Raw genomic sequence first — 25,164 nt, 5'->3', positions numbered from 1 at the left:
GGCTCATCCCTCTATAAGCGCTTTCACAGACTCAAGCAGCTCAGATGCACGGCAAGGCTTCTGCAGGAAGAGATTGATCTCGTTCTCAGCAAGCTCAGCACGAATCTCGTCATTGTCATGCGCTGACAAGACAATGATAGGGATATCTGAGCTGCCCCGCGCCACTCGAACTAAGGACGAAAGAGCAAGTCCATCTAACTCATCCATAACAATGTCCGTAATGAGCAGATCTGGCCGGAAGCGGATGATCATCTCAAACGCTTGGTGAGCGCTAGGCGTCGTAATCACTTGATAGTTTGGAGAGAGTGTACTCTTGATATAGTTTAGGATGAGTTCATCGTCATCAACAGCGAGTATCTTTATAGCTTGGGTCATGTGGGCTCAATCCTTCATTGATAGGGCCATAGTGTGACCCAACCCCATGAAAAATATCAACGTGTAATTACCACAACGCGCTTTTTAAAAATCTGTACTAATCTGGAGGTAGTGCGTCTGGGGGCTACATGATTTCACCGATTGCTATCGTCAAATTGATCCGACAACACCTTAGGGTTGAATCGTCTGAAATCCTTCGATCTCTGTTGGATAAGTGTCCCCGTTCACTTGATGATCAGAATTGGCGCTGGGAGCTAAATGGCTTTGTGAGCGCGTTAGTCGCCACCGGTCATCTACGCGCGGAATCGCAGCACGAGATAGAGCGACAACTCTTCCCAGAGAGTAACGAGCAGCGCAGAAAACTGGCACGCTCGAAGTCCTTCTCGATTGATGTATTCACCCTCTCCCCGAGCAAAGAGGCACGCAAATTTCAGTATGATGTGCCCGCGCTAAACCCCTTCGATGCCTACGCTAAACTCGCCATGCGAGTAAGCTATAACCGACTGGAGTATGTAGAGGTAGTTCAGGTTTTCAGGGGGACAAAGGATGAGCGAGAGAGCGTTCAAGAACCACTAAAGTATTTTGACCGAAGTGAAATTGTACAGCCGCGAGGTTAGAACTTTTTAACAATTGCGAGCCCAAAAGCTGAGCGCTCGTTCTGATCAACGTTCGCTCGACTGAGATGAGCATAGACCGAAGTATCCTCACTGATATTAACCCGCCCGAATAAGCCTGCAGAGATTGCTGAACGGTCACGCGATAGATTTCCACCACTTACACTGCCCGCGTCCAGATGCACGCCTAAGTCAACTTGCTGGTCGAAGAGGGTAACCGGTTTGGAGAGCTCAACTTGCGAAACAACCCGCGTAGAGCCGCCGCTCGACGCTAGATTTGTCTCCCCGCCCAGATATGAGGCGGTCACCCCACGTACAGAATCAGCGCCCCCTAAATAGAGACGCTGACTCAGAGGCACTGAAGCCATATCACCGCTAATCGCCGAAGCCCCTACTCGTGCATTCAGAGCTAGGCCAGTATCAGCAAGCGGGATAGATCCGGTGTCGTAGTCGATATCCGTACGCCCGTATCCGGAACCGCGATCCAAATTCTGGGCGAGCCCGATGGACAGTGTCAGTCCGTCACCCTCTGTCCAACCGGGCCGCGCCTCAAAGACCGCTTTTGCGCTGAGCAGCATCTGGTCGGCCACGGATTGCCCTGCCGATGCTGCTTGCGATTTAACCTCTGTCTGATGGACCTCGCCACTAACTTTTATCTCAGTCAGATGTAGGCCATCTCCACCTGAAAAATCACGCCATCGCGAACTGAGCTCTGTCGCTCGTGAATCGAAAAAGCGGAACTCTTGTGGGCGGGTACTAAACTCCAAATCAAGCTGGTTGTTCAGGTTGTAATAGACAGGGACGGCCAGATCAATCTCATACTGCCCGTCGATATTACTGCCAACTCGGTAGTCGAGGTAGCGTAAGCCTTGGTAATCGAAAAAATGGCGCCCGTCGAGCGCCCCAAAAAGCTTACCGCCTGTTGTTAAACTTGCCCCAACGCTGAGGTCGCTCTCCCCCGCCTCACCGACGACTTCCGCATCGTAGACACCCGGAATGCGCGCGTAATAATCAAATGATCCGTCACGCACAAAACCGAGATAGTCAAGGCGATCTATCGCCTTAACATGCTCGGCTTTACTGAGGGGTTTACCGTTAAGGTCAGCAAGAAAATCAGGACTCAACGCAATCTCGGCATCCAGCACTTGATGGATGCCGACCGATTCAATGCGCATCTTCTGTCCGGTATCGATCCGTATTCCGTCTGGTAACTCAACCGTCTGCGCTTGCGGGTAACCCAAACGATCGAGGCAACTAAGAATCTCGTCAAGCGTTCCACCGTCGGCCGTCTCTAATATCGGGCAACTGATTTCATCTGATTCAAGCCGCATCCAGTCGATTAAGCGCTGGGTATCGTCAGCTGTGCGAAGATCGAACACCCGAGTTATCGGCGCAGGTTTAAGTGGCGGTAGTTTGGGCTTTAAATCAACCTCAGGCGGTGTATATGGAACGTTCAATACCTCAAACGGATCGATGCCGTTAGTCGCGGCTAACATTTCGCCGGGCACCTCGGATTGAATAAGGCTGATACCGCTTGGTGGAGTATGGGTTGTTATCGAGAGCTCGTTCTGCGTTTCTGCAGGTGCTGCAAGCCTAGCCTCGGGCAGAATCGTCGTGGAGGCGTCGATAAGCTCTAGATTTTCACTTGCAGACTCTCCCCTCCCCTCTTGTGCCTGAAAGGCTTCAACAGGTAGGTCAACAGCCTGTTTCACTGCGCTTACAGCAGTCACCGTCAACTGTGCTTTGTGCACCTGAGTATTCAGTTCGATAGGCTCTGCTGGAGCGGCTTCGCTCTGAACTTTTGGCGCCTCATCAAGAATTCGAGCGACCAGCGCGTCGATATCTTCGAGTTCGTCAAGTTGCTTGGTTGGCGCGCCAGCAGGTGCCGATTCAACCACTTGCAGATCCTCAGCTGTGTCAGCTTCAGGCTGTGGCATCTTCGCGATTACAGACTGTTTTTCTGACTTAAGCTGTGGGGCAAGATCAACAGCATCTTCTGTCACGGACTCAGCAATAACAGATTGAGCGGAAACAACCGGCTTCTGCACCGGCAAATCGGCACTAACCACGATCTCTAGCGGCTCCGATTCAAAAGCCGGCGCCGATTCAGCCAGCAGTTGATCAAGCGTCAAAATTCTGGGGGCACCCGGCGATAGCGTATCGATGGGTAGCAACGTCAGCGTCTCAGAGACTGGGCTCTCATTGCCCATTGTGTCTACTTGATAGGCTGCAACTTCAACCACTTCGGTGCCATCAAACAGCCCCGGACGCGCGACATACTGCTCTACTTCAGCACCCTGAGTAATCTCAAACCAATCGCTATGGTGCTGCTGCTCAACCAGAAGTCCATTAACACTGAGAATCGGTACTGAACCAGCCGGCAGTTCAAAACCGTTGGTGTATCGTTCAGAGAAGTTGTTTGCGATCTGTGCGATTTCAGGCGCTTCCGGAGCTGTGGTGTCTAGCGAGGCTAACTCTAATCGAGACGGCTCTGCAGATCGGTTACCGGCGGCGTCAACTGCAAAGGCCTGGAGTTCGAGCACTTCAGAGCCATTAAAGGCTCCCTCCAGGGCAAGATATTTATCAAAGTCACCGACGCGCTCAATCGAGAACATATCAGAGAGTTGCTCAACGCTCAGCGTTTCGCCATTCACACTCAGACGCACCTCTGAGTTCGCCTCTACGGCAAAGCCCTGCTCCAGTGCCCACACAGCACTTGGCACTGCTGAAAACAGCAGTGCTAGCAGAAGGTTGAGGCGAGCAGAGAGGCGCTTCATATCAGACCCTAGCGGTAGATGAAGTCCAGCGAGCTGGCACGATCAATCTGCGCCTGCTGCAGCTCTGCTTGGAATTTATTGAGATCGAGCTGGGCGCTTAGCAGCTCATCATAGGCCGATAGCAACTCAAACAGGGAGACACGCCCCGCTTTGAAAAGACGCTCTTTTGAGGCGAGTTTCATGCCGACGGTATCAATCGCGAGTTGCTGATTCGGGATGACCTCGTCACGCAACGCCATAATACGCTGCTCTAGGCTTACAAGGTTGCGGATACGACGTGCGTTACTCACCTCACGTTCAAAGCGCAACGCCTCCACTTCCGCTTCCAACGCCACAGCACGTGCGGCTTCTACCCGCCCCATGTTGCCGTATGAGACATTCATCTCAATACCGAGGCTGGAATTGTCCTTGGCAGTATCATCAACAGGTACTGACCCAACGAGATCCACGTCGGGTCGTAGCGACAGTTTATTGGCTTCCAGCTCAGCTACTTTGCTCTCTAAACGAGCGTCCAGCGCGGCGATAGAGCTGTTTACAAACTCTTGCGTCAACGGGTCTGCCAGCCCGTCTTCCATGGGCAGTACATCCAGCGTTAGCAGCTGCAGATTCTCGGTGCAGGCCAGCAGATCCAGTTCAGTTTTTACCAACTGCTGCTGCAGACGATTCTCATTGATTCGGTTTTTGTTCTGCCAAACCTTGGAGAACACCGCATTCTTATCGCTCTCAGATGAGAGTGCCACGTTGGAGCGACGCTCTACCCTATCTAACACCTCTTGCTGCATACCGACGATGGTTTGTAGCGTAGATATATCGTTCGAGAGTCGGTTGAAACTGGACTTGCGTTGCAGCAGCTCTGCAAGTTTCTGCAGACCCGTCTCATAGCTATTTAGCTGCTCAACCTGCAACTTACGCTCGGCAAAAGCCTCGTTCGCTTCAAACTTACCAAAAGACATCAGCGTGTAGCGCGCTGACGCATCCAAACTGTTGTCATTGGAGCTGTCAGCCAAGTATTTGCCGTTAGCGGAGAGCGAGAAACTGGGCAGACGTTTAGCTTTTTCCGCCTCGACATTACCGGCAGCAACACTCACCGCTGCATCTCTCGAAATCAGCTCCGGCGAGCATGAACGCAGTTCGGCGAGCAACTCATCCATTGTCTGCGCCGAGACATGGGTTGCACCAACCAAAAGCAGCGACGCTGTTACACCTGACAAAACAGTTCTAAAAAACATATCCAACACTCGGTTTAGGCCGCCGAAGCGGGTTTAACTGAGTCAATATAAATTGACACGATTGTGACAAAAAATACTCCTTTTTGTCATTTGTGTCAAATATGTCACAGATTATTTTGACAGATTGTCACGCGGTAATCAAAACGCCATTACTACCATCAAGTCATTGATATAAATAAAAAAGCCCACCTTTTCAGGTGGGCTTTTAATCCGAGAGCTCCGTCTTTTCTCATCAACTCCAAGTGTAATTAACAGTCGAGTCCTCTGTTTCAGTTTGTGTATCAAAACTACCGTGTCGAACTGCAATCTGTACATTAACATCATTCAATGTACCTGTATCAGCGCCGTTAGCATCGACATCAATAGCAACGCTTGCTGATCCAACGGTCACTTCTGCTGCTGTCAATTCATGCTCGTCAACCTTAACACCATCGATCCATATCTCGACAGTATCACCAGCGACAGCTTCGTTGATATCGAGCAATAGCTCGACGGTTGAGCCGTCACCATCACTAGTGTCAGTAATGGCGTTCATAGCAACATCAAGGTCAGTATTCACAGCGGAGCTTCCAGTGACAGTTAATGTATCTGACGATACAGCACTGAAATTACCCGCCAGATCCATCGCAACTAGCTTATAACTACCGTCCATTAATCCATCCACTGTAAAGCTTACCGTATCAGTTGTCGTGACGTTTTCACCCACTAGAACACGCGTCCACTTCTCTGAAGAAAGCGCAAATATGTCTTGCATGTGTTGGTCTGAGTTTGTTGAAACATCAGTGAGCCCTGCATATGCATTCGCCTCAATGAAGTACAGATATTCGCCGGTTTCAACGCCGGTAATATCGATACTTGTGCCTTCGCTGGCTGTCAAAGCATTTGAACTCGCACCACTAAGAACTGGTGAATTAGCAGCAGTTTGATCAAGGGTGAAATCAAAGCTCTGTTCAACGACCACTTCTGATCTACCATCGTCAACTAGCAGCTGATAGCCGACGTTTGCATTACTGTTATGATTCCAAGTAAATGTCATATCAACCAAAGCATGACCGTTCGAATCAGCAGCCCCTATTGACCCAAGTGTCAACGTAGGTCGATCTGGATTGTTAGCACCAAAAGCTGTATCCAGTGAACCTTGCAACGCGGAGACAATATCGCTATCTGTGCTTGTAGAATTGAATCCCCATGCCAGCTCCACAATAGTGGAACCAAAACGAAGGTCCCCCGTAAACTGGCGTCGTCCATCCCCCCCAATGTCAACCTGGAAGTTGACTGTTTGAATTTCCGGGTTGCTGCCGTCGCCATGTTGGGTCACAGTCGCCAATGCCCCTTGTTTGACCTCTGTGGTAAATGACGCATTGTAGTCCGTTGCTCCATTAGTTACCGAGACTGAACCAGTAATCAGTGTGTCAACTTCACCAGTGTTTTGAACAAACTCACGTTGTTTCAAAACCCCCAAATTAAGCAAGTCTTGAGACAGGCTCACGGTAAAGTCTTCACCAGAGAAGCGCTGAACATTAAAGCCACTACTTCCACGAGTAGTCTCAAACCCGACTGTATTCAACGTATTATTGGTTACGAATAGACCATCCAATAAGTCGCCAACAGTGCCACTAGAAGAAGTGTAGGACAGAGTTTGAGACGTACCCGATCCAACACTGAATGTCAGACTATATGTCCCGTCAGCAATAGTTGCATTCTCGTTGTCTACAACAATCTGAAAACTGCTACTGTCGGACAACCACTGCCCTAACAGCGGATCCGAGAAAAGCTGATCATCTCCATTATCCAACGCGCTTAGAGAGTTCTTAAAACTCGAGTCAGCATCGTAAACCGTCTGCCCGTCGAAAACTGTACTTATGGCTACGAATTTATTCGCAGCGTCCAATACAGGGCTGAAGCTACCCGTGAGCGCGCCGTTCGTTGTGTCGCTTTGATACGCCGTTGCAGTCACAAGGTCGTCATTAAACAGACCTGTATCTGAAGCGAAACTGAGCGATTCAATTCTTGGTGGCTCGTAGTCAGTTACAACGATATCAAATCGGCTTGCAAGAGATGCAACCCCTGCTGGAATAGCGAGCTCCAACGGCGTGCCATTACTTGAGACAGGGAGTGATTGTCCGTTAACAGCACTAAACCCAGTAATATCAAGATCAGTAGATGTGCCATCACCTACCGCTACTGTGTAAACGCCAAATAGAGCTGTCCTACCGAATTCTTGGTCGTATTCGGGACGCATCAAAACAGTCGCACCGTTGTCTAGTGTTGCTTGCACAACACCACCTGCAGTGTGATCAAGCGGTGTTGTAGTCATGACAACGAACTCAATGCTGTCGCCAACGTTCAACGTTACGGTCTCGCTAGGGTCAACAAAACTCCCGATCATTCCGATGTAGGGGACTGCCGGCATCAACGCACTGATTTCAGCCAAGGTATCTGCCGTCGCAGCGGTCGCTACTTCAATGCTAGCATTAGCAGAATTAAGCGCATTGCTATCCAAAGTAATACCCAAGGCTGCATAATCCGCCACATCTGGGATTGCGTTAGTAATACTATCCTCGGCATAGGCCGCGATCTTAGCGATGGCATCCAGCCTCGCGACAATCGATGCAGAATTAAGCATTGACTGAATGCTGGCTGCGTCAGTCAGAGTATAAGTATCCGATCCCTGCGTACCCACTGACGTCTCTTTGAGTAACTCTCTGATCGCGTCAATGTTGCTAGCATCAATAGTTTTAGCCGTACCGGCAGAGTCATAGCTGGAAACACCTATAGAGGCGAAGTCATTCGCATCTGGTGCGGTACCTGTGCCGTCTGCTTCGGCGTAATCAGTAATGAGTTTTAATGCATCAAGTGCAGTGACAACTGAGCTGATCTCCTTCGATGTATCAAACTCACTATCAGCACTACCAGCAACTATGTATTCAACAACTTCAGCAATATTCGCAATGCTTACAGTTGTGACACCAGCAGCAGTGAAGTCCGCTACTGACGGAGCCGACCCATCGCCGTTGACCGTAACAATACCCGCAGCCGTGCCTGAGGACAGACTCAACGTGTTCGAATTACCGTCACTGAGCGACCAATCGCCTGTACCGTCGTTGACAGCAACACTGAAGGTTGCGCCGTCAGCCCGGGTAATCGTAAGACCTCCGGTTGCTGCAGCAGTGATGACAAAACCTGAGTTGGCACCAAGGTCTGCCGATAGCTCGGCAGCTATGCCACCCCAGCCACTCTCAGAGGTCATCGTTGCCGTCAGAACTTGGGCTGCCCCATAAGGACCCGTGAGCGTCAGATTTACCGTATCAGTATTGCCCACAGTTGGTGTAGTCGTGTCGTCTGCGAGGGTAACACTGTTAGGGATAACCGTCGCCAACTCAGAGATTTTTGCAATCGCAGCTAAGCGAGCAGCAATAGCACCTGAATTCAATACGGCACGCAGTTCGGCAGCTGTTGTGATGGCGGTATCGCCAGAATCGTCGCCGTAGCTCGCACCAGCGATGACCTCATTGATGGCTGCTATATTGTCGTTTGAGATTGGCACATTGAGGCCATCGCTGTTCACAACGAAGCGCATACCAATAGCCTGATAATCCGCTACGGTCGGTACGCCTGTTTCACCTGTATCAGCAGTGAAATCGCCATCTGTGTCGGCTGCACCATCGCCATTCGCGAAAGCCTCAATGCGGCCCATGGCATCCAAGTAGGTATCAATGACCGGCTTGATCTGCGGCAAGGTAGACACATCGGCCGCGCTCTCTTTGGCAAAGACCAGTGCGTTGATATCGGCAACATTATTAGCATCCACCTCGGTGAAGCCGATGGCGTTATAGTCCTGATAAGTGGGTTCAGAACCAGACGGAAGATCCGCATAGTCTATCGCCGCAGCCTTCAACTCTAGCTCGGTCATCTCAATGCCAGCACCACCGAAGGCCTCTCGAACATTGATCTTAAAGCCCGTATAAGCCTTGGCGTCGACATCTGAAACATCAAATGTCAGTGATGATCCATTTGAAGCTTCGTAGTTATCAGCAGACATCATGAAGCGTGCGGTATCTGTAACGACACCTGCTGCTGTCCATGTGATATCTAAGCCTGTTCCAGACGCTGACTCAGTTACCGTAAAGGCCGCTGAGGCAGAAGTCGCCGCGCTATTGAACGCCGCAGCTATTTCAGCAACGGTCGGATCAGTATCTGATGTGATCGATAGCGTAACGCCGCCCACATTCAGGTCGTAGATCGTGTTTGCTTTAAGTGCGGGCAATACAATCTGCTGTATTTCGGCAGCAGACAGGCTACCTACGGTTGTTTGCGTCGCTGAGGTCAGATCACTGCTGAAGGTCTTAATAACTTCCCATTCACCAGCGTTGTTATCCCAACCCATAATATCGAAATCAGCAGGCAGTTTGCTGTAATCACCCGTAGTGTTCGCTGCATGAATTATGAAGTGATCGAGTACTGATGGCTCAACACCCATATCACCCATGTCATACCAACCCACCTGCAGCGGGTTATCCTGGCTTGGATCTACTGAAGATGAATATACAAGTGCATCCGAGTTATCACTGTAAGCCAGCTTATCGAATAGCGCCTGTGCTGCCTGCCAATCATCTGCACCGTTTGAATTTACCAGGCCATTAAATTCGTAGGGTGAGGTGATGTAACGAACATCAATGTTATCAATAAGGAATTCTGCGCCTACGCCTTGGCCTCCAGAGTAGTCGAAAGAACCACCAACAAACACAAACTTGTAGCTACCAGTTGCATCAGCAGGAACAGTAACAGTTTTGGTTTGCCAAGATGTTTCAGTCGTATCGTTCGGGCTGGTGTAATCAAGCAGCTTGATAGTTGAACCATCGTTAACGTTCACCAAATAACCCAAAACGTCCGCGGCATCACCTGCAGCAGTCGCCTTCCAATCTACCGATATTGTCGCACCTGCAGTAAGCTCAATTGCTTCATTACTGTAGATCGCTGGGCCGTGAATAATTCCGTAAGGATAATTTCCGTTCGTGCCCGTCGTGTATTGTGTCGAGCCTACATAGCCGCTTCTAACCAAGCTGGTACCCAAGGACTGTACACCAGTATCTACTGACAAGACATTACCGCGACCCGAGGCATCCGGATCATCTACAACGCTTACCGTCGCAGGACCGTCTTGGTTCCAGTCATAAGGCAAATCAGTCAGGTAGTTAGTGCCATTTTTACCTATCGCAGTTGTATCTGCCCCAACATTCGACTCCACAGGTGACACAAAACCTGCCAAAACAGTTACACCAAGGTTCACCTCTCCGATATAGGTTGTCCAACCATTGATATCATTACCCGAGACAGTATCAAAGCCTGCGTTTTCAAATTCAGGTATTAGAGAGATAAAGTTCTGAACCGTGCCCATAATTCCAGACAAGTCAGGCTCAGCCCAAGCGCCAATTTTGTTGACGATCTCATTAGCAGAATCGACAAACGGCTGCAATTCAACGACCGTGTTCACCGTGCCGTTGGCACCACCAGTAAAGAGTTTGGTGTTAATTGCTGCTGCGAGCGATTCATTGATTTCGGCGGTACTGTTGGTAATACCTAGTACACCGGCATTGTTGTAGTCATCGGCTGATGGAATGCTGGCAGCATTACCGCTGTCAGCCACATAGGCATCGTAAGCCGCTTGATCAGCAAGGTTGCTGACCGTTTCTGCGAATGCAGCGATCTTATCGAGTGCCGCCGCACGCAAGCCGAAACTGCTGTTGCCAGAATCGACCGTCTCACCCATCGCTAGACGGATGGCATCCTCAATCTCTGCTGCAGTATCAACAGTATTTGCGTACGCCAGGTTGGTTTCGTTGCTCGCAGCATCGGTAGCGTTGTCGATCACATCGACACGAGCGCCGTCACCAACGTAGCGCATACGCATCACGTCGTTGACCTGCTCGAGGTTATTGGCATCGATATCGACCATCTGAGTACCGTTGAATATCTGAGTAATCCCCAGATTTTCGTAATCGGTAATAGAAGGTACGAAGTCGCCAGCCAGGTCGGTTGTACCATCAATGGCAAAACCATTGGCGTTAGCGTATTCGGTAATCTTGATGCGAGACGCCAAGGCCTCGATCTCAGACAGCTCATCTACTTCGGCACGGCCAATTGGCTGAGTGAGAAGTAGCGCATTGAGTTTAGCCACATACTCGGACGGGAATGCTGCCAGGCCAATATTGCTGTAGTCAGTCGCCGTTGGAATTTCGCCACCATTATTGGCTGCGTAAGAGACAATCTTCGCGTAAGACGAGAGCTCTGTGGATGCGGCGTTAATCACCGACTGCTGCTCAGACTGAGTGCCTGCCAGCGTTGTGTCGCCAGTACCCACTGCGCTATCAGCAAAGAGTGCGTTCGCCATGCCGAGGTTGTACTCGTTGACACCCTTAACTTGTGCCGCCACGTAATCTTCAAGTGTCGGTACCGTGCCATTACCGTCAGAGTCAGCGTAAGCACTGATCTTAGCGACCGCATCGAAGTACGGTTTCATCTCAAGCGCTTCTTGTACCAGTAGCTCGATCTCAGCGGTGTTGTCTGCAAGGTCCGATGCTGCATCAAGGGCGAAGCTATTCACCCACGCAAGGTTAGATGCATCTACGGCATAGATGCCCAGCGCGTGGTAATCCGCAACTGTAGGTACTTCCAGGCCAGTGGCGTCAGTCGCATCGGCATAGGTTTCAATACGCACCTGTGCCACGGCAGCCTGAATTTCAGCGGTCGTGTTCGCGCCACCCGTGTTCAGAGCCTGGATAGCGCTGTTAAACGCATCTTTGTTGCCGGCTGCAACGCCCACGATACCCGCAGCTTCATAGTCAGCCACATCAAGTGTTGTGACACCATTAGCGCCGTTATTGAAATCTTCGATCTTCGCGATCGCGGAGATGACACCATTCACCACAGACTGCAGCTCTGGGTTGGTATCTACGTCTGCTGCTGACTTACCACTCAACACCTGGTTGATAGAGGCTAGATTGTCAGTCGTCACGCCGGTTACGCCCGCTTGCTCGAAGTCTGAAACGGTCATAGAGACGTTGCCGAGTGCTTCGGTGGCATAAACGGTCAGTGTTTTAACACCTGCTTTAACGGTCGGGACGTCGTTTGGCATACCGCCGTATTCAACCATGTAGCCCTGAATTGAGCTATTGTTAAAGCGGAAATCGTTCCACATCCCACTGCTCAGGTAGTGTGCATGGTCCTCGCCACCTGAATCGTTCGGTTCACCACTCGCCCAGTTCGCGTACTCGCCATTGACTGCTGAACCGCCTGAGGCGCCTTGCCAAAATTGAGTCCCAGCCTCAGGACCGGTCATCCACTTCCAAACGCCCTCACTAGCCACGTCACTGGCGCCAATCCAGGCTTGCGCACTCACTTTTGACGCGATAAACGCATTTTCATTCGCACTAGTTGGAGTGGCCAGATACCCTGTCATACCCTCGAATGTTCGACCTTCAGCCGCCGCTTTAGCGTTATCCCAGGTGATACCTGAGCTCGCGACGTACTCATAGAAATGGTCATTCTCAGGGTTGTAAACCATGCCACCCGGCTGAACATCAATCGAGATATCGACCTTCTCGTTACCGCTGGTGATCTTGGTCTGCAAGGTTTTCAGTGCCGCATTGATCTGTGCCTGTGTACCTTCAATACAGATCTCATCGCCGCCGGTTGTCGCGTAATCGAAGCCAATTTGAATTTGAGTAGCCCCACTCAGGTTACCGATCTTCACATCGCCACCTGTGGCGGTGATCACCACACGCAGGCTGCTCATACTTTCAAAGCCAGTTAGCGCATCGTTAACATAAAGACCACCGCTGTATACACCGGTATCTGCTTGTACCAGACCCGAGTTTGCAATACCGACTGCAGGACTGAAGTCCTCGCGATCGATCGACAAGGTGTAGTCTTCAGCGCTCTCGTTGCCATCAGCATCAATGACTGAGAAGTCGAGTGAGGTTGCAGCATTTGTACTCGCTGGTGTGTAAGTCAGTTTGCCATCGTTAATGTCAGCCACACTGATGCTGTCATTTTGAGATACTACTGTACCATCAAGCTCAAGCGTTCCCGCTGCAGGCAGCGCAGTAATTTTGATTGACGCCTGCGCATCGCTGCTTGGATCGGCGTAATCACCGAAGTCCGCCAGTGTCAGGGTCTGTGCGACAAAGTTGGTGCCGTCATGGCTGCGACCGATAACGATCTGGCTATCGTTGCTGATCGGATCAATATGATCGAGATCGAAGGTTGCCAGCTTGTTGATGGCGGTGTTTGCAGGTGTAACCAGTGCTTCGATCGCAGAGATGCTATCGCTGTAGCTACCGGAAGCTATCTGCGCTACCTGGTAGTTCATCGCCGCTGCGTTATCGTCATCAGCACCGTTGATACCCGCTGCCACATAGTCTGCACCCACTGGCGCCTGATTGTTGGCAGGATCATCATTGTACTCAGCGATAATCGCGCGCGAGATAAACGCTTGGATCTTATCCACTGAGTTCAGTGCATCGCGGTCCAAGGTGTCGGACACTTCATAACCCGGCAGACGATCCAGCACACCGCTCATGCTGCTGCCATCGACACGCAATAGCCCTGCATTGGTGAAGTCAGCCAGGCTGAAGTCCGCTTTAACCACGCCATTTTCGGTCAGCATGTAGTCGACGAACTTCATCAGCGACAGCATATTGGCGCCGTAAGCGTCGATCGCCGCCTGTTGGCTGGTGGCGTCATCGGCATCGAACAGGTTGTTCGGTGCATCGTCGGTGTGACCAACGCTATCTTTGGCAAAGATCGCGTTCACGAACGGCAGGTGCTGCGCTGTGATCGCATTGTCGTTTGGATCGACAAGGCCTGCGTTGGTGTAGTCCTGCACCTCAGGAGCAAAGTAGAGCTTCTCAGCAACGGCGCTACCGCCAGTGACCATTGAGTTAGCATCAATGTAGTGCAGCGTACCTTCATAGCCCTGTGGCACGGTCAGTACGGCAGAGGCACCCGCTTGACCAGCGGTGCCCGTGGTAACCAAGGTAACACCGGCTGGCAGACCGCCAGAGCCATCAGCGTTGATACTAAAGGCCAGATCGGTACCGGCCATCGAAGCCTGTGACAGATCGAAGGTGTAAGTACCCGGTTTCAGATCCAGTGTTGGCGCTTCTGTGCCATCAATGAAGAAGGCGTTGCCACCAGCATCTGCTCGCACATCTGTGTAGAGCGCATAACTCTCGCTAACCGCTGGCCACTGACCATCTTGATCGGCGTAGTAAGCGATCTTCTCAGCCGCAACATTCGCGACCAATGCCTGCACCTCTTCAAGTGTGTCAGCATTGAGGTACTTAATACCGCTGTCAGCCAGTTTATTCAGTACAGCCTCGAGGTTGTTGTAACCGCTCGCTGATGTAGACGTACCTGTCCCTACAGAGAGGTCAGTTCCGTCAGCTACACCGCTGATACCCGCCGCTTCAAAGTCAGCGACGGTGAGGTGATCGTAACCGTTGGCATCGCCGGTATCGGCATCGCCATCAAGGTCGATCGCGCCATCTGCTTCAGCGTAGTTGGCGATCTTCGCCATCGCGGCGAGCATGGCCGCTGCACCATCGATAACCTGCTGCTGTTCAGCTTGGTCATCGGCATCGCCTGCAGCGGTTAGGCTACCGGCAAAGAGTTCGTTCAGTGCAGGCACCATCGCTTCAGTGATCGCGCTGTCGTCGTAGCTTACCAGATCCGCGTTGAGGTAATCCTGCAGGATCGGTGCAGCACCGTTGCCGCCATCAGTATCGGTCCAGGCTTTGATCTTCTCGATCGCCACCTGTTTCACGAAGGCCTGCAGTTCTGGGGTGGTATCCACCGCTAGACCGTTGCTGCTAGAACCCATCGCTGCCAACTTAGTCAGCAGCGCTGGAATGTTGTTGTTATCCGCCACACCGCTTGCGCCACAGAGCGCAAAGTCGGCCGCGGTTGGGATCAGCGAGCTATCTGCTGGAGTTAGCACATTCGCTTCGGCGTAGGCGACGATCTTCGCAAACGCGCCTAAGCGATCCGCTGCGCCATCGATGACTGCCTGTACTTCAGTGCGGGTTGAGGCTGGGTCATCACCCTCATCAGCACCCACAAGGGCTGCGGCAAAGAGTTCGTTGATGGTCGCGATGTTCGTCGCATCGATGGAAACGCGCGTACTGTTGCCCGCATCATAGTCGACTACACCGATAAAGCTGTAGTCTTGGACAGTCGGTATATCGTCTGTATCTGTTGGTGACGTGGTACCATCCGCATCAAAATCAGACGCACCATCGGCGTTCGCGTAGGCTTCGATCTTCGCCAGTGCATTGCGTGACTCCTCCACGCGTGCCGCAAGATCAGTCGCCAGGTTAGTGACATCAGACAGATCATCTGCGGTCAGAGCCAAGCGAGCATTCAGCATCGCCACCTCTTCGGCATCAGCCGCCGTCACACCCAAGAGTGCCCACTGCTCAATAGTCAGACCCTCAGTGCCATCGCTATCGGGGCTGTTGCCCTGGATCAGATCGATCAGATCAGAAGTAGCGTTAGCCAGCGCCTGCAGACCCGATACAGTCGTGATATCACCGCTTCCCAGATCACTTGCGACGATCTCTTGCAGGTAAGCTAGCTGTTCAGCCTGATTCGCGTTATCCGCTTTCAGTGTCACACCCAGGTCGGTAAAGTCAGCCGCATCCAGCGTGATACCGCTGCCATCGGCACGCAGATCCAGAATGTGGTTGTAGCTATCCACCACCTCTTGGATTGAGGCAGCAGTATCCAGTGTATTCGTAGTATTGATCAGCGCATCGTTGATCGAGCTGAGGTTGTCGGTATCAACCCCATCGATGCCCATTGCCGCATAATCAGCCTCGTCAATGCCGGTAAGGTCATCGGTCGATGCAGCAGTGAGAATGTCACTGTGTGCTGCAATCGCAGCGTCGATCAGCTGTTTTAGGGCTGCGTAATCTTTCACATCAGACTCATCGGTCTGATCGCTCAATACGCGCTGGATGGCATCCAGGTTGTCATCGGTCGCACCGACAAAGCCCAGCGTATGCAGCTGCTCTTTAGAGACAACCGTAGTGTGTGTCGCATCATCGTCTGAAGTGCGCAGCGTGTTGGCAAACACCGCATCGATCGCATCCACGATGTCCTGCGTCTCTGCCACAGTATCAACTTCTGAGTAACCCAGACTCGCAATCACGCCAGAGGTGAGTTCTGCCACAGCCGCTTCAGTGCCAGCTTCTAGCTCGACACCGATATTAGTCAGATCGGCCACGTCAATGGTGCCGCTGTCGTTGGTCGCGGTCTCAAGGATGGTGTTGTAGCTGTCTACTACCTCTTGCACGCTTTCGGCAGTAGTGAGGCTGTTATCGGTATTGATCAACGCATCGTTGATTGCTGCGAGGTTACCGTCGTTGGTGTCATCACCATCAGATAGGTCGCCGCTAACACCGTCGATACCCATGTTGGTGTAGTCGGTGGTGTCGATATCGGTCAGATCATCAGTTGTTGCCGCTGCAAGAATATCGGCATGCGCATTTACAGCATTGTCGATCAACTGTTTCAGATCCGCGTACGACTTCACGTCAGACTCATCGCTCTGATCGCTCAGCACGCGCTGGATCGCATCCAGGTTATCATCGGTTGCGCCATCAAAGCCAAGTGTATGTAGCTCGTCTTTTGACACAACTGTAGTGTTCTCAGTGTCTGTATCAGACGTACGCAGGGTATTCGCAAACACCGAGTTGATCGCATCGATCTTCGCCTGTACGTCGCTGACGCTTGACACATCCGCCGTACCGAAGGTCGCAATGATGCCGCTGGCTAGTTCCGCCACGGCCTCTTCGGTACCCGCTTCAAGCGTGACACCAATGTTAGTCAGATCGACCACCTCAATGGTGCCCGCATCATCCTGTGCGGTTGCCAAAATATCGCTGTAGCTATCCACCACCGCTTGAATCGCTTCAAGGCTGACAATGTCATTCGGGGTATTGGACAGCGCGTCTTTAACGGCCGCTGCCATCTCATCGCCGGTCATCGACCCGATATTTACATCGGTCACACCATCGATACCCATGTTCTGGAAGCTGTCGGCATCGACCTCAGCCAAGGCTGCAGTAACTGCCGCTGCACGCGCATCGGCATCTGCATGGGTTGTATCTTGAGCAGTTGCAGTGAGACCCACGATCGCATCGAAGGCATCCGAAGCAGTGTTAAGAACCGCTTTCAGATCCGCGTAGTTAACGATGGCGTCGCTGCCCTCGCCTTCAGACTGATCCAGCAGGACTTTCTGCAAGGCGCTCAGTCGACTATTGGCGGACTCATCCTGTAACAGGTCTCCAAAGCCCAGCGCAGTCAGGTCTGCATCGCTAACAGCCACAGGCGTAGCTGTGCCGTCGACATCCACGGTTTCACCGTTGGCACGGGCAAGGACGTTCTCAACGCTAGTCACAAAGCTCTCGAGCTTCGCTACCGAGTTGATCATGTCTGCTTGTTGTTCGGCTGCAGTCGCACCGTCAGTAATATCTGTTTTAGCTGCGGCAACTTCACGCAGGGCGCCCTGCAACAGCGTGGTCTGGTCTTCAGCACGCGCAGCATCGCTGCTCAGGTTACTAACACCAATGTTGTTTAGATCTTCAATCAGATCGACAGGGGTCGGTTGTTCTGTTTCGGCATACACGGTATCGAATACCGCGTTGTAGCTATCCACAACGGTTTCGATCTGGGTAAAGAGGTCACCCTCGCCCTCAAAGCGATCACGTACGGTGCTCAGGGCATCTTGTACCGCGCTGAGGTTGTCATCGGCCACGCCTTCTACTGACATATCAGCGAAGTCCTGCACCGACGGCAATGCCGCAGGGGTATCACCCTGCTCGCTGGCAAAGGCTTTCACCGTATCCGACGCATCGGTCACACGGTTCACCAGTGCTTCCACCAGTGATACCTGACGCAGATCGTTGAGACCGATCGATTCATACTCACCGGTTGGGTTTCCATCGGCATCGACGGTTGGAATCACCGCCAGTTTAGGATCGCCATTGGCATCCAGCACCTGCACGCCGTCCTCATCGAGCACCGGCTCGTAGCGCAGTGAAGTGTTGTTGATCGCACTGCTGGCAGTAAAGGTGGCTGTCCAGTTAATACCGTCAACAGTACTCCAGATCGGTGCACCCTCTACCCCTTCCGTGCTCAGGTCACCACCCACCAGGGCCAGGACATCATCGGGCACCTGTCCCACACGAGTTGGGAAACTCAGCGTAACGGTAGTGTCATCACCGGCAGCCAGTGTCTGGTCAGCAAAGGTGATGCTCGGCTCAGATTTAATCTGCGCCAGGTTCTCAGCCAGTGCTTTGTTAATCGCGCGCAGTTTAGAGTCATCGACATTCTGGATATCGAGTGACTGCAACTCTGCCGTGCTGATACCCGCATCACCATCGGTGCTGCTGGTCGCGTCCACTGAGGTCTCAGTGGTCTGTTCATAGTCACGGTTCAGGGACAGGGTGTCGCTGATCGTACCGACCTGCTTCCAGGTGGCTACCAAACTATCACCGGCATCATTAACCGCTAGGGTAAATGGCAGGTCTGCATACGCCGGAGCGGCTTGCGCATCGGCCAGTAGATCAGTAATCAGATCGCCTTCAGCAGCGGTCAGATCAAGGTTGACACCACCAAACGATAGACGGATTTGTCCTGGGGAAACGGCAAAGCCGTTTTCGACAGCGGCACCGTCCACCGCAATGCTTTGAACCGCAAAATTAGCGATATCACCGGCCACATCGATGGTTGAATCGATCGGAGCGGCAGAAAGTGTCTCAGTCAGTGTTGAAATAGCACTCGACTCTGGCTGTGGGCCAAAGGCTTTGTAGCTAATTTCAACGCTATTACCATCAGCGCTCAGCGCGACGGTGTAGTTCTTATCGGCGTAACCGGACTCAGCACGGATCGCATCGACAATGTCCAATACGCTTGGGTTCGCGACACCTGACAGATCAACGTCAACGGCGTCACCGCCAAGGTTCAGCGCAAACTGACCAGGAGCAACGGAACCGTCTGCGGATAGCACTAAACTCTGGCGTTCGGCTACTAAACTGCCTGAAAGAGCCGCCGCATCAAAAGCGGCAATCGCCTCCAGATTGTTAACGGCATTCGCAATGGTCTGAATTTCAGAGCGCGTATCGACTGCCTCATCTTCATAGCGCTCAGTCAGGCGATCGAGCACCTGATCCATAAAGGTGACTTCGGTGTCGCTATCAACTAGATCGCTCGCGGTACCGATGATGAACTCGTTGCGTGAATTATCTTCGGCGGCGTTACCCACCAAGTCTGAAGTTGCTGCATCGACCTGGAAGACCGCTGTCTCGCTCTCTTCAGAGAAAGTAGGTACCGGCGTGTAATCTGGGTCCGCTTCAGCAGCAGCCAATTCAGCGACGGAGATCGCCTGAGTCAGGTCAAACGACCAGTCAAACGCCCAAGTATCGCCGATCTCGTCGTAGACGATGTTCTCAAGGCTCAAGCCCGCTGGGAGCTCGGCATCTTCATCGCCCAAGAATGTGCTTTCGACCTTGTACTTGAAGCGCTCGTCAGCACTGTTGTTGATCAGGATGAAGAAGTCATCACCCGCGTTAAGACCCTCAATGGCACCGGACACCTCAAATGGAGTCTCGGCAGTTGGAGCCTCAACCGTCGTTTCAGGTGGAATGATATCGACCTGTAACAATACCGGTGCCGTGAAGTCAGATTCACTCGGCGCTGTAACCGGGTTACCCTCGATATCAACCGCATCCGGTTTGATCACTGCCGTGCGGATGGGTACCTCTTTCGAGTCCATCTGCAGCGCAATAGCATCGATACTGACAGGAACAGTAACTGCTCCATCTTCTGCGACGTCGTCAGCTGTGACAACGTATTCGATTAGATTCGGTTCGCCAGTCGCGGTGTTAACACCCCACTGAACAAACACGGTATCACCTTCAGCTGCGCCTTTAACCGGCACGCGCGTCTCTTTCGCTTCATCGAGGTTAATACCGTAGCTGTTACCCGCTGCGGACTCGATGTAGGAGACATCGATAAGGCCCGTGTTAACGCCTGAATCATTAAGCTCTACGCTCTGATCAACAACTTCAGGATCTGCAGTAACCGCTGCAGTCTCAATCGACTTGAGCGTATCCGCCAGTTTGTCAGCGCCGGACTGTGTAATTGCAATCGCGGTGCTCTTGCCCAGGCTGGCAACTTTAATGTCAGCCGCAAGGTCAGTGATCGTGTTGGTGAGTGAACCTGTGGCGCTGTCACGCGCAGACAGCATCGCCAGCACCTGGCCGTACTTCTCAGAGGAGTCGATACCATCGGTAGCGTCGAAGTCGGTCACATCAGCGCCCGTCTGTGCTTCAACGGTCGCTGAATTCACAACGGTTGCCGCGGTTTTGATAATGTCATCGATACCGAAGATACGACCGATACCGCTGTTAAATTCGTTTACCTTAGCTGGATCGAGCGAAGTCGAACCTTCGGATGCCATTGTTTCGGTCAGTTTAGTGACTGCCAACTCGGTAACAGGTGATACCGTGACTTTCACTTCGCCCGGCTCGGTGATATTGAAGACCGCACGCATGATGCTTGGAGTCACACCGTCGGAGAGTGACACACCCTGGCCGGTAAATTCGTCGATATAATCAGCTGTATCGTCGTAATCAATCAGCTCAACCATAACTGGACCGCGGTAACCACCGGGATAAGCCTCGGTTGGAGATACGCGTACAGTCGCTTGACCAGTGGCAGCATCAAGCGTGACGTTTGCTACTAGTTCATTGCCATCGGCATCGAGTACAACCACAACGGAATCATCTTGAATAAAGAGACCCGCAACCGGCGTTGCAGTAAGATCAAACGACTGAGTATCCACGCGCTGAGTCGCCACAATGGTCGCATCCATCGGCTCGTTCTGTGCGAAGTCGACGAACTTCTCGGTATTGAGTCCTACATGCAGATCGGCATAAGTACGGTCTGGGGTTGTCACATCGACAGTAAACTTGGTCAGATCCAGCGTGCCATCTTCGTTGCTCTCGAAGCGGAAGTTAGTCGCCACTAGACCGTCATTTACGTCTGACAGCAGATCGCCATCGCCATCCACACGCACGTGAATAGCAGGATCAACCTCTTCGAGGGTGACACTGAAGTAGCTCAGGATCTCCGCCTGATTGTCCGCCACGATCTGCTCAATGGTGGCGGTATCCGCTGGATCAATGCTTGGATCAACGCCCGCAACAGTGGCCAGCAGCAGATCCATCATCTCGTTAAATTCGAAGGTGTAGCTGAGCGTCTCGAGGGTGCGAACAATGTCCTCACCATCCGCGTTTTCGGTAAAGCTATCACTCGTACCTACAGACTCTGGGCCATGGGTATCCACCACCGCCGTAGTGTAGTTGCGACGGTCAGTGACCATCTCAACGAGTGCAGGGTTACCTGCATCATCGGTGAGTACGGCGCCCTGCTCGGCAAGACCCAGGACTTCAAGATCGGTGGTATTGATATCGTCTGCGGATACGGTGTACTCAAAGCGCAGCGTATCGGTGCCATCGCCCTCCACATAGGTGGCGAGCTGACCGTTGCTCAGTGCCAGTACTGGACTGCCATCGATCGCTTCAGAGGTATCGACATTGATCACATCATCAAATTTCACTTCGAAGGCGATGGTGGTGCCGGCGCTGTAGTAACCGTCGTTGGTTGCGTCAACAGTGGCGCCAGTATCGTTAATAGCTACTGTCTCAACAATGCTAACCGTCTCAACAATCGGTGCATCGGTATCCACTTCAACCTGAGGTTTCACATGGCCTGCAACAATCGCATTGTTGAAGCTATCGGCGACCAGTGCGTTGCCCGCAGCATCAGTAATTAGCCCGTCATTGAAGCTGACCGACGCAACCGTCAATGAGTCTGTCGACAGATCATCATCCTGCACGTCGTAGCGGAACAGCAGTGTGTTCGAACCGGTACCCGATACGTAGGTCGCGGTGCCGCCGTTTTCGAGCAGTAACGTTGGACGCCCTTCGGTGGTATCCACATTGAGCCACTCTGAAGCGGTCAATTTAATCCAGATCACATCACCGATGTTGTACATGCCATTTTCAGACGCTTCGGTGCTGTTGTAGGTCGCTTCGACTGAGCTAAAGCCCAGTACCACGGGCTCGGTACCATCTACGACTACCGATTCCTGCAGACGGTTATTCGAACCTAAGATGGTGTTAGCGCGATTACCGGCCTCATCCACCACCAGTTTGTCATTCTCAAGGAAGGTGATCACCTGCAGTGGGTGACCTTCCGCGTGGTCTGCGCTGTAGGTGTATTCGAACACCCACTCATCAGAACCTGAACCTGAGACATACGTCGCGAGCTCACCATTATTGAGGAAAAGGGTCGGCAGACGCGGGCTATCCGGATCGTCCGGACGGTCCTCGAGTGCCACTTCTTCAGTAAACTTCACGGTCAACTGAACGGTATCACCCACCGCATAGGCACCGGCCTCTGCATGGATACCTTCGATCTTGGCTTTTACCGTATCGACTGGCTGTAGCAGAACATCCGACGCTTTGTTGGGGTTGCCGGCCTCATCAGTGACAACGCCATCCATCACGCGCACTTTAATCGGCTGCGTGCTATTGCGATCGGGGGTCACAACAAAGCTGTATTCGCCTTCAGGACGACCCGAGTTATCGGGGGTCTCCAGGCTTAACTGATCAATGGTACCGCCTTCGACTGACAGTTTAGTCAGGTCAAAATCCTGTACCGATTCAGAGAAGTTCACCACCATGCGCACATCGCCATTAACGATGCCGTCCGCATCCGAGCGGATGGTCACGGTTGGGTAAGCGCTATCCAAGGTGTAGCTAGCCGCTGGCGAATCGCCTTCGCCGAAGTTACCGGCTAGGTCTGAGACCAGATTGAGATTCAAGCTGAGAGATTGTTCACCGGCTTGAGTATCTTTGAGTGGCGTGAATACGGCAGTCCAAGTGACGTTGTCAGTTGTTTCAAACTCGCCGATTGAACCGTTTTCTACATTGAAGAACTCTGGGCGCAGCTCTTTCACTGCACCGTTGAACGTAATTGTCAGCGTTGCAGCTTCGCCTGCACTCAGATCTGCGGAACCGTTCTCGTCGAGAACGCTGATAGACTCTACTTCTGGTAGCGTCAGATCGATAAAGATCCCACCCTCAGCCTGCGCAATCGCACCGCCATTTGGCAGGGTCAGATCCGCAGATTCACCAGCAACAACGCCGTTGAAGGTGGCGTAGTTGGTGCGCAATTCAGCAATCGCCAGTGCGTCCGACTCAAAATCAGTCGCTTGAACGGCATAGCTGAAGACTAGGCGTGTTGGTGTAGAGGCTGCGGCGTTGTAGGTGGCGATTTCGCCATTGCTTAGTTTCAGCTCTGGGGTACCCAGCGCATCGTTCATCTCAACCGGCTTGTTCCAACCCAGGGCGATATCGATGATCTCGCCTTCGTTGTAGTGACCGGCATTGGCAGAGATGGTTTTGATGTAAGGTGTCGCTGCATCAACCACCACATCCGAGCGGTACGCCAATCGGCTGTTATCACTCAGGATCGCCATATTGGCTTCGTTGCCGGAGATGTCCCTGAACACCGATCCGTTAGTGATCAGAGCATGTACATCCAGATCGGTTGTATCAAAGTCATTTGGCTGAACGGTGTAGCGGAAGTTCAGGAAGCTTGAACCATCGCCATCCACATACTCAGCAACCGCACCGTTGCTCAGTGCAAGGATCGGTGAACCGTTGGTAAAGTCGATGTAGACGTTTTCGCTGAACTGAACGGTCAGTTCTACGCTATCACCCGCCAAGTAAAGTGCATCTTCAACCGCAGAGATGGTGACAATCGTTGGCGCAACGCCATCAATTTCAACCACTGCATGGTTCGAGAGGTTGGCACCCGGCGTGATGTATGTTTTTGCGTCGTTACCCGCATTGTCGGTAATGTTGGCACCGTCTTTAACCAGTGCCTGCACATTCAGCGCATCGACCTGATCGTTCTGTACCACGGTGTACTCAAACACCAGTGTGTTGGACTCACTTCCGCGAACGTACTCAGCCACCTGGCCGTTGTTTAGGGCAAGGAAGGGTGTGCCGTTGACGGCATCAACGTTCACCACTTCGTCATATGTGACGGCAATCGCGATGGTATCGCCGGCAGTGTAGGAACCACTCTCGGCATTGATACGAGTAATTTCAGGCGCACGGATATCCCAAGGACGCGCAATCGACTGCTCTGCATTGAGGTTACCCAGGCTATCGGTCATCGTGCCTTTGCGCAGCGTGACAGTCACATCGCCGGTAGGGTTATCCTGTGCTGCCGCGGTGGGAGCGACTTCCAGGGTGTAGACCTGACCGGCTTGAACTTCAGTAAAGCCACTGGTCACTTTAATGCCGTTAGTCACGACAATGTCGTTCACATCGAAGTCAGTGACCTGCTCACCAAAATCGATGGTGATCAGACGGTTACCGTTGTAGAGCACGCTAGAGCTAAGCTCTGCGACAGGACCCAGGGTATCGATAGAGATCGGGTTAGAGACACTCAGCCCCGTACCGGTATTACCGGCATTGTCAGCCACCAGGCTGTTATCCAGCACCAGCGTCGTCTCATCGGCTTCGATCTTCAGGGTCGGGGTAAACACACCCTTCCACACCGTACGGGGAATAGCTGTACCTTCCACAGGCACCAGCGGTGACAGCGTACCGTTGCTGACACTGATGGCATCACGAGGGTTGGTGACAGACTCAGCGAAGGTGACAGTGACACCCGAGGTCTCACCGGCAATCAAGGCGTCGCTATCAAAGGTGATCGTCCCCTCTGGGCGCTCACCATCAAAACTAATATCGTACTTGGCAGCAACCGCAGTGATCTGTGACAGTGACACAGACGCCTCGCCGGTGCCTGACAGTGAGATCAGTGTGCTGTTAGGTGCATCAAAGCTCAGAACATCGAGGTCTTGAGCATTCGCATCACCCTCTTGGGCGGTGTAGCGGAACAGCAGCTGTTTAGACGGCGCACCGCTGACATACTCAGCCGTGGCACCGTTGCTCAGTGACAGTGAAGGCGCATCGCCTTCCAGATCGACCGCTTCAGAGAAGTTAACGATAAACTCAACGC

5 protein-coding genes are annotated in these 25,164 nt (G+C 52.4%); 1 reads left to right on the top strand and 4 read right to left on the bottom strand.

The window, feature by feature from the left end:
* Positions 1-3 precede the first annotated feature (3 nt).
* Positions 4-375 (bottom strand): response regulator, encoded by a 372-nt coding sequence (locus XMD579_RS03850; RefSeq protein ID WP_173481646.1) that lies wholly within the window; start codon positions 373-375, stop codon positions 4-6.
* A 128-nt stretch (positions 376-503) separates the two neighbouring features.
* Here XMD579_RS03850 and XMD579_RS03845 point away from each other — a divergent pair, with 128 nt between their 5' ends.
* Positions 504-992 carry a hypothetical protein gene (locus tag XMD579_RS03845; RefSeq protein ID WP_173481647.1) on the top strand — a complete coding sequence of 163 codons (489 nt, stop codon included), beginning with the start codon at positions 504-506 and terminating at the stop codon, positions 990-992.
* On the opposite strand, the gene XMD579_RS03840 is transcribed toward XMD579_RS03845, so the two are convergent.
* The 3 genes from XMD579_RS03840 to XMD579_RS03830 all read right to left on the bottom strand — a co-directional run bounded on the left by XMD579_RS03840 (position 989) and on the right by XMD579_RS03830 (position 24,931).
* Positions 989-3,766 (bottom strand): BamA/TamA family outer membrane protein, encoded by a 2,778-nt coding sequence (locus XMD579_RS03840; protein WP_173481648.1) that lies wholly within the window; start codon positions 3,764-3,766, stop codon positions 989-991. The genes XMD579_RS03845 and XMD579_RS03840 overlap by 4 nt on opposite strands.
* 8 nt (positions 3,767-3,774) lie before the next feature.
* Positions 3,775-4,995, bottom strand: a complete 1,221-nt coding sequence (locus tag XMD579_RS03835) for a TolC family protein (RefSeq protein ID WP_173481649.1) — start codon at positions 4,993-4,995, stop codon at positions 3,775-3,777.
* Between the two features lie 232 nt (positions 4,996-5,227).
* Positions 5,228-24,931: an Ig-like domain-containing protein gene (locus XMD579_RS03830; protein WP_217364081.1), complete on the bottom strand. Its 19,704-nt coding sequence runs from the start codon at positions 24,929-24,931 to the stop codon at positions 5,228-5,230.
* Between the last annotated feature and the right edge of the window lie 233 nt (positions 24,932-25,164).

Source organism: Marinobacterium sp. xm-d-579 (assembly GCF_013282935.1).
Lineage (GTDB): Bacteria > Pseudomonadota > Gammaproteobacteria > Pseudomonadales > Balneatricaceae > Marinobacterium_E.
Note: the sequence above shows the minus strand (reverse complement) of the source record. Positions and strands in the feature narration are given on the sequence as shown.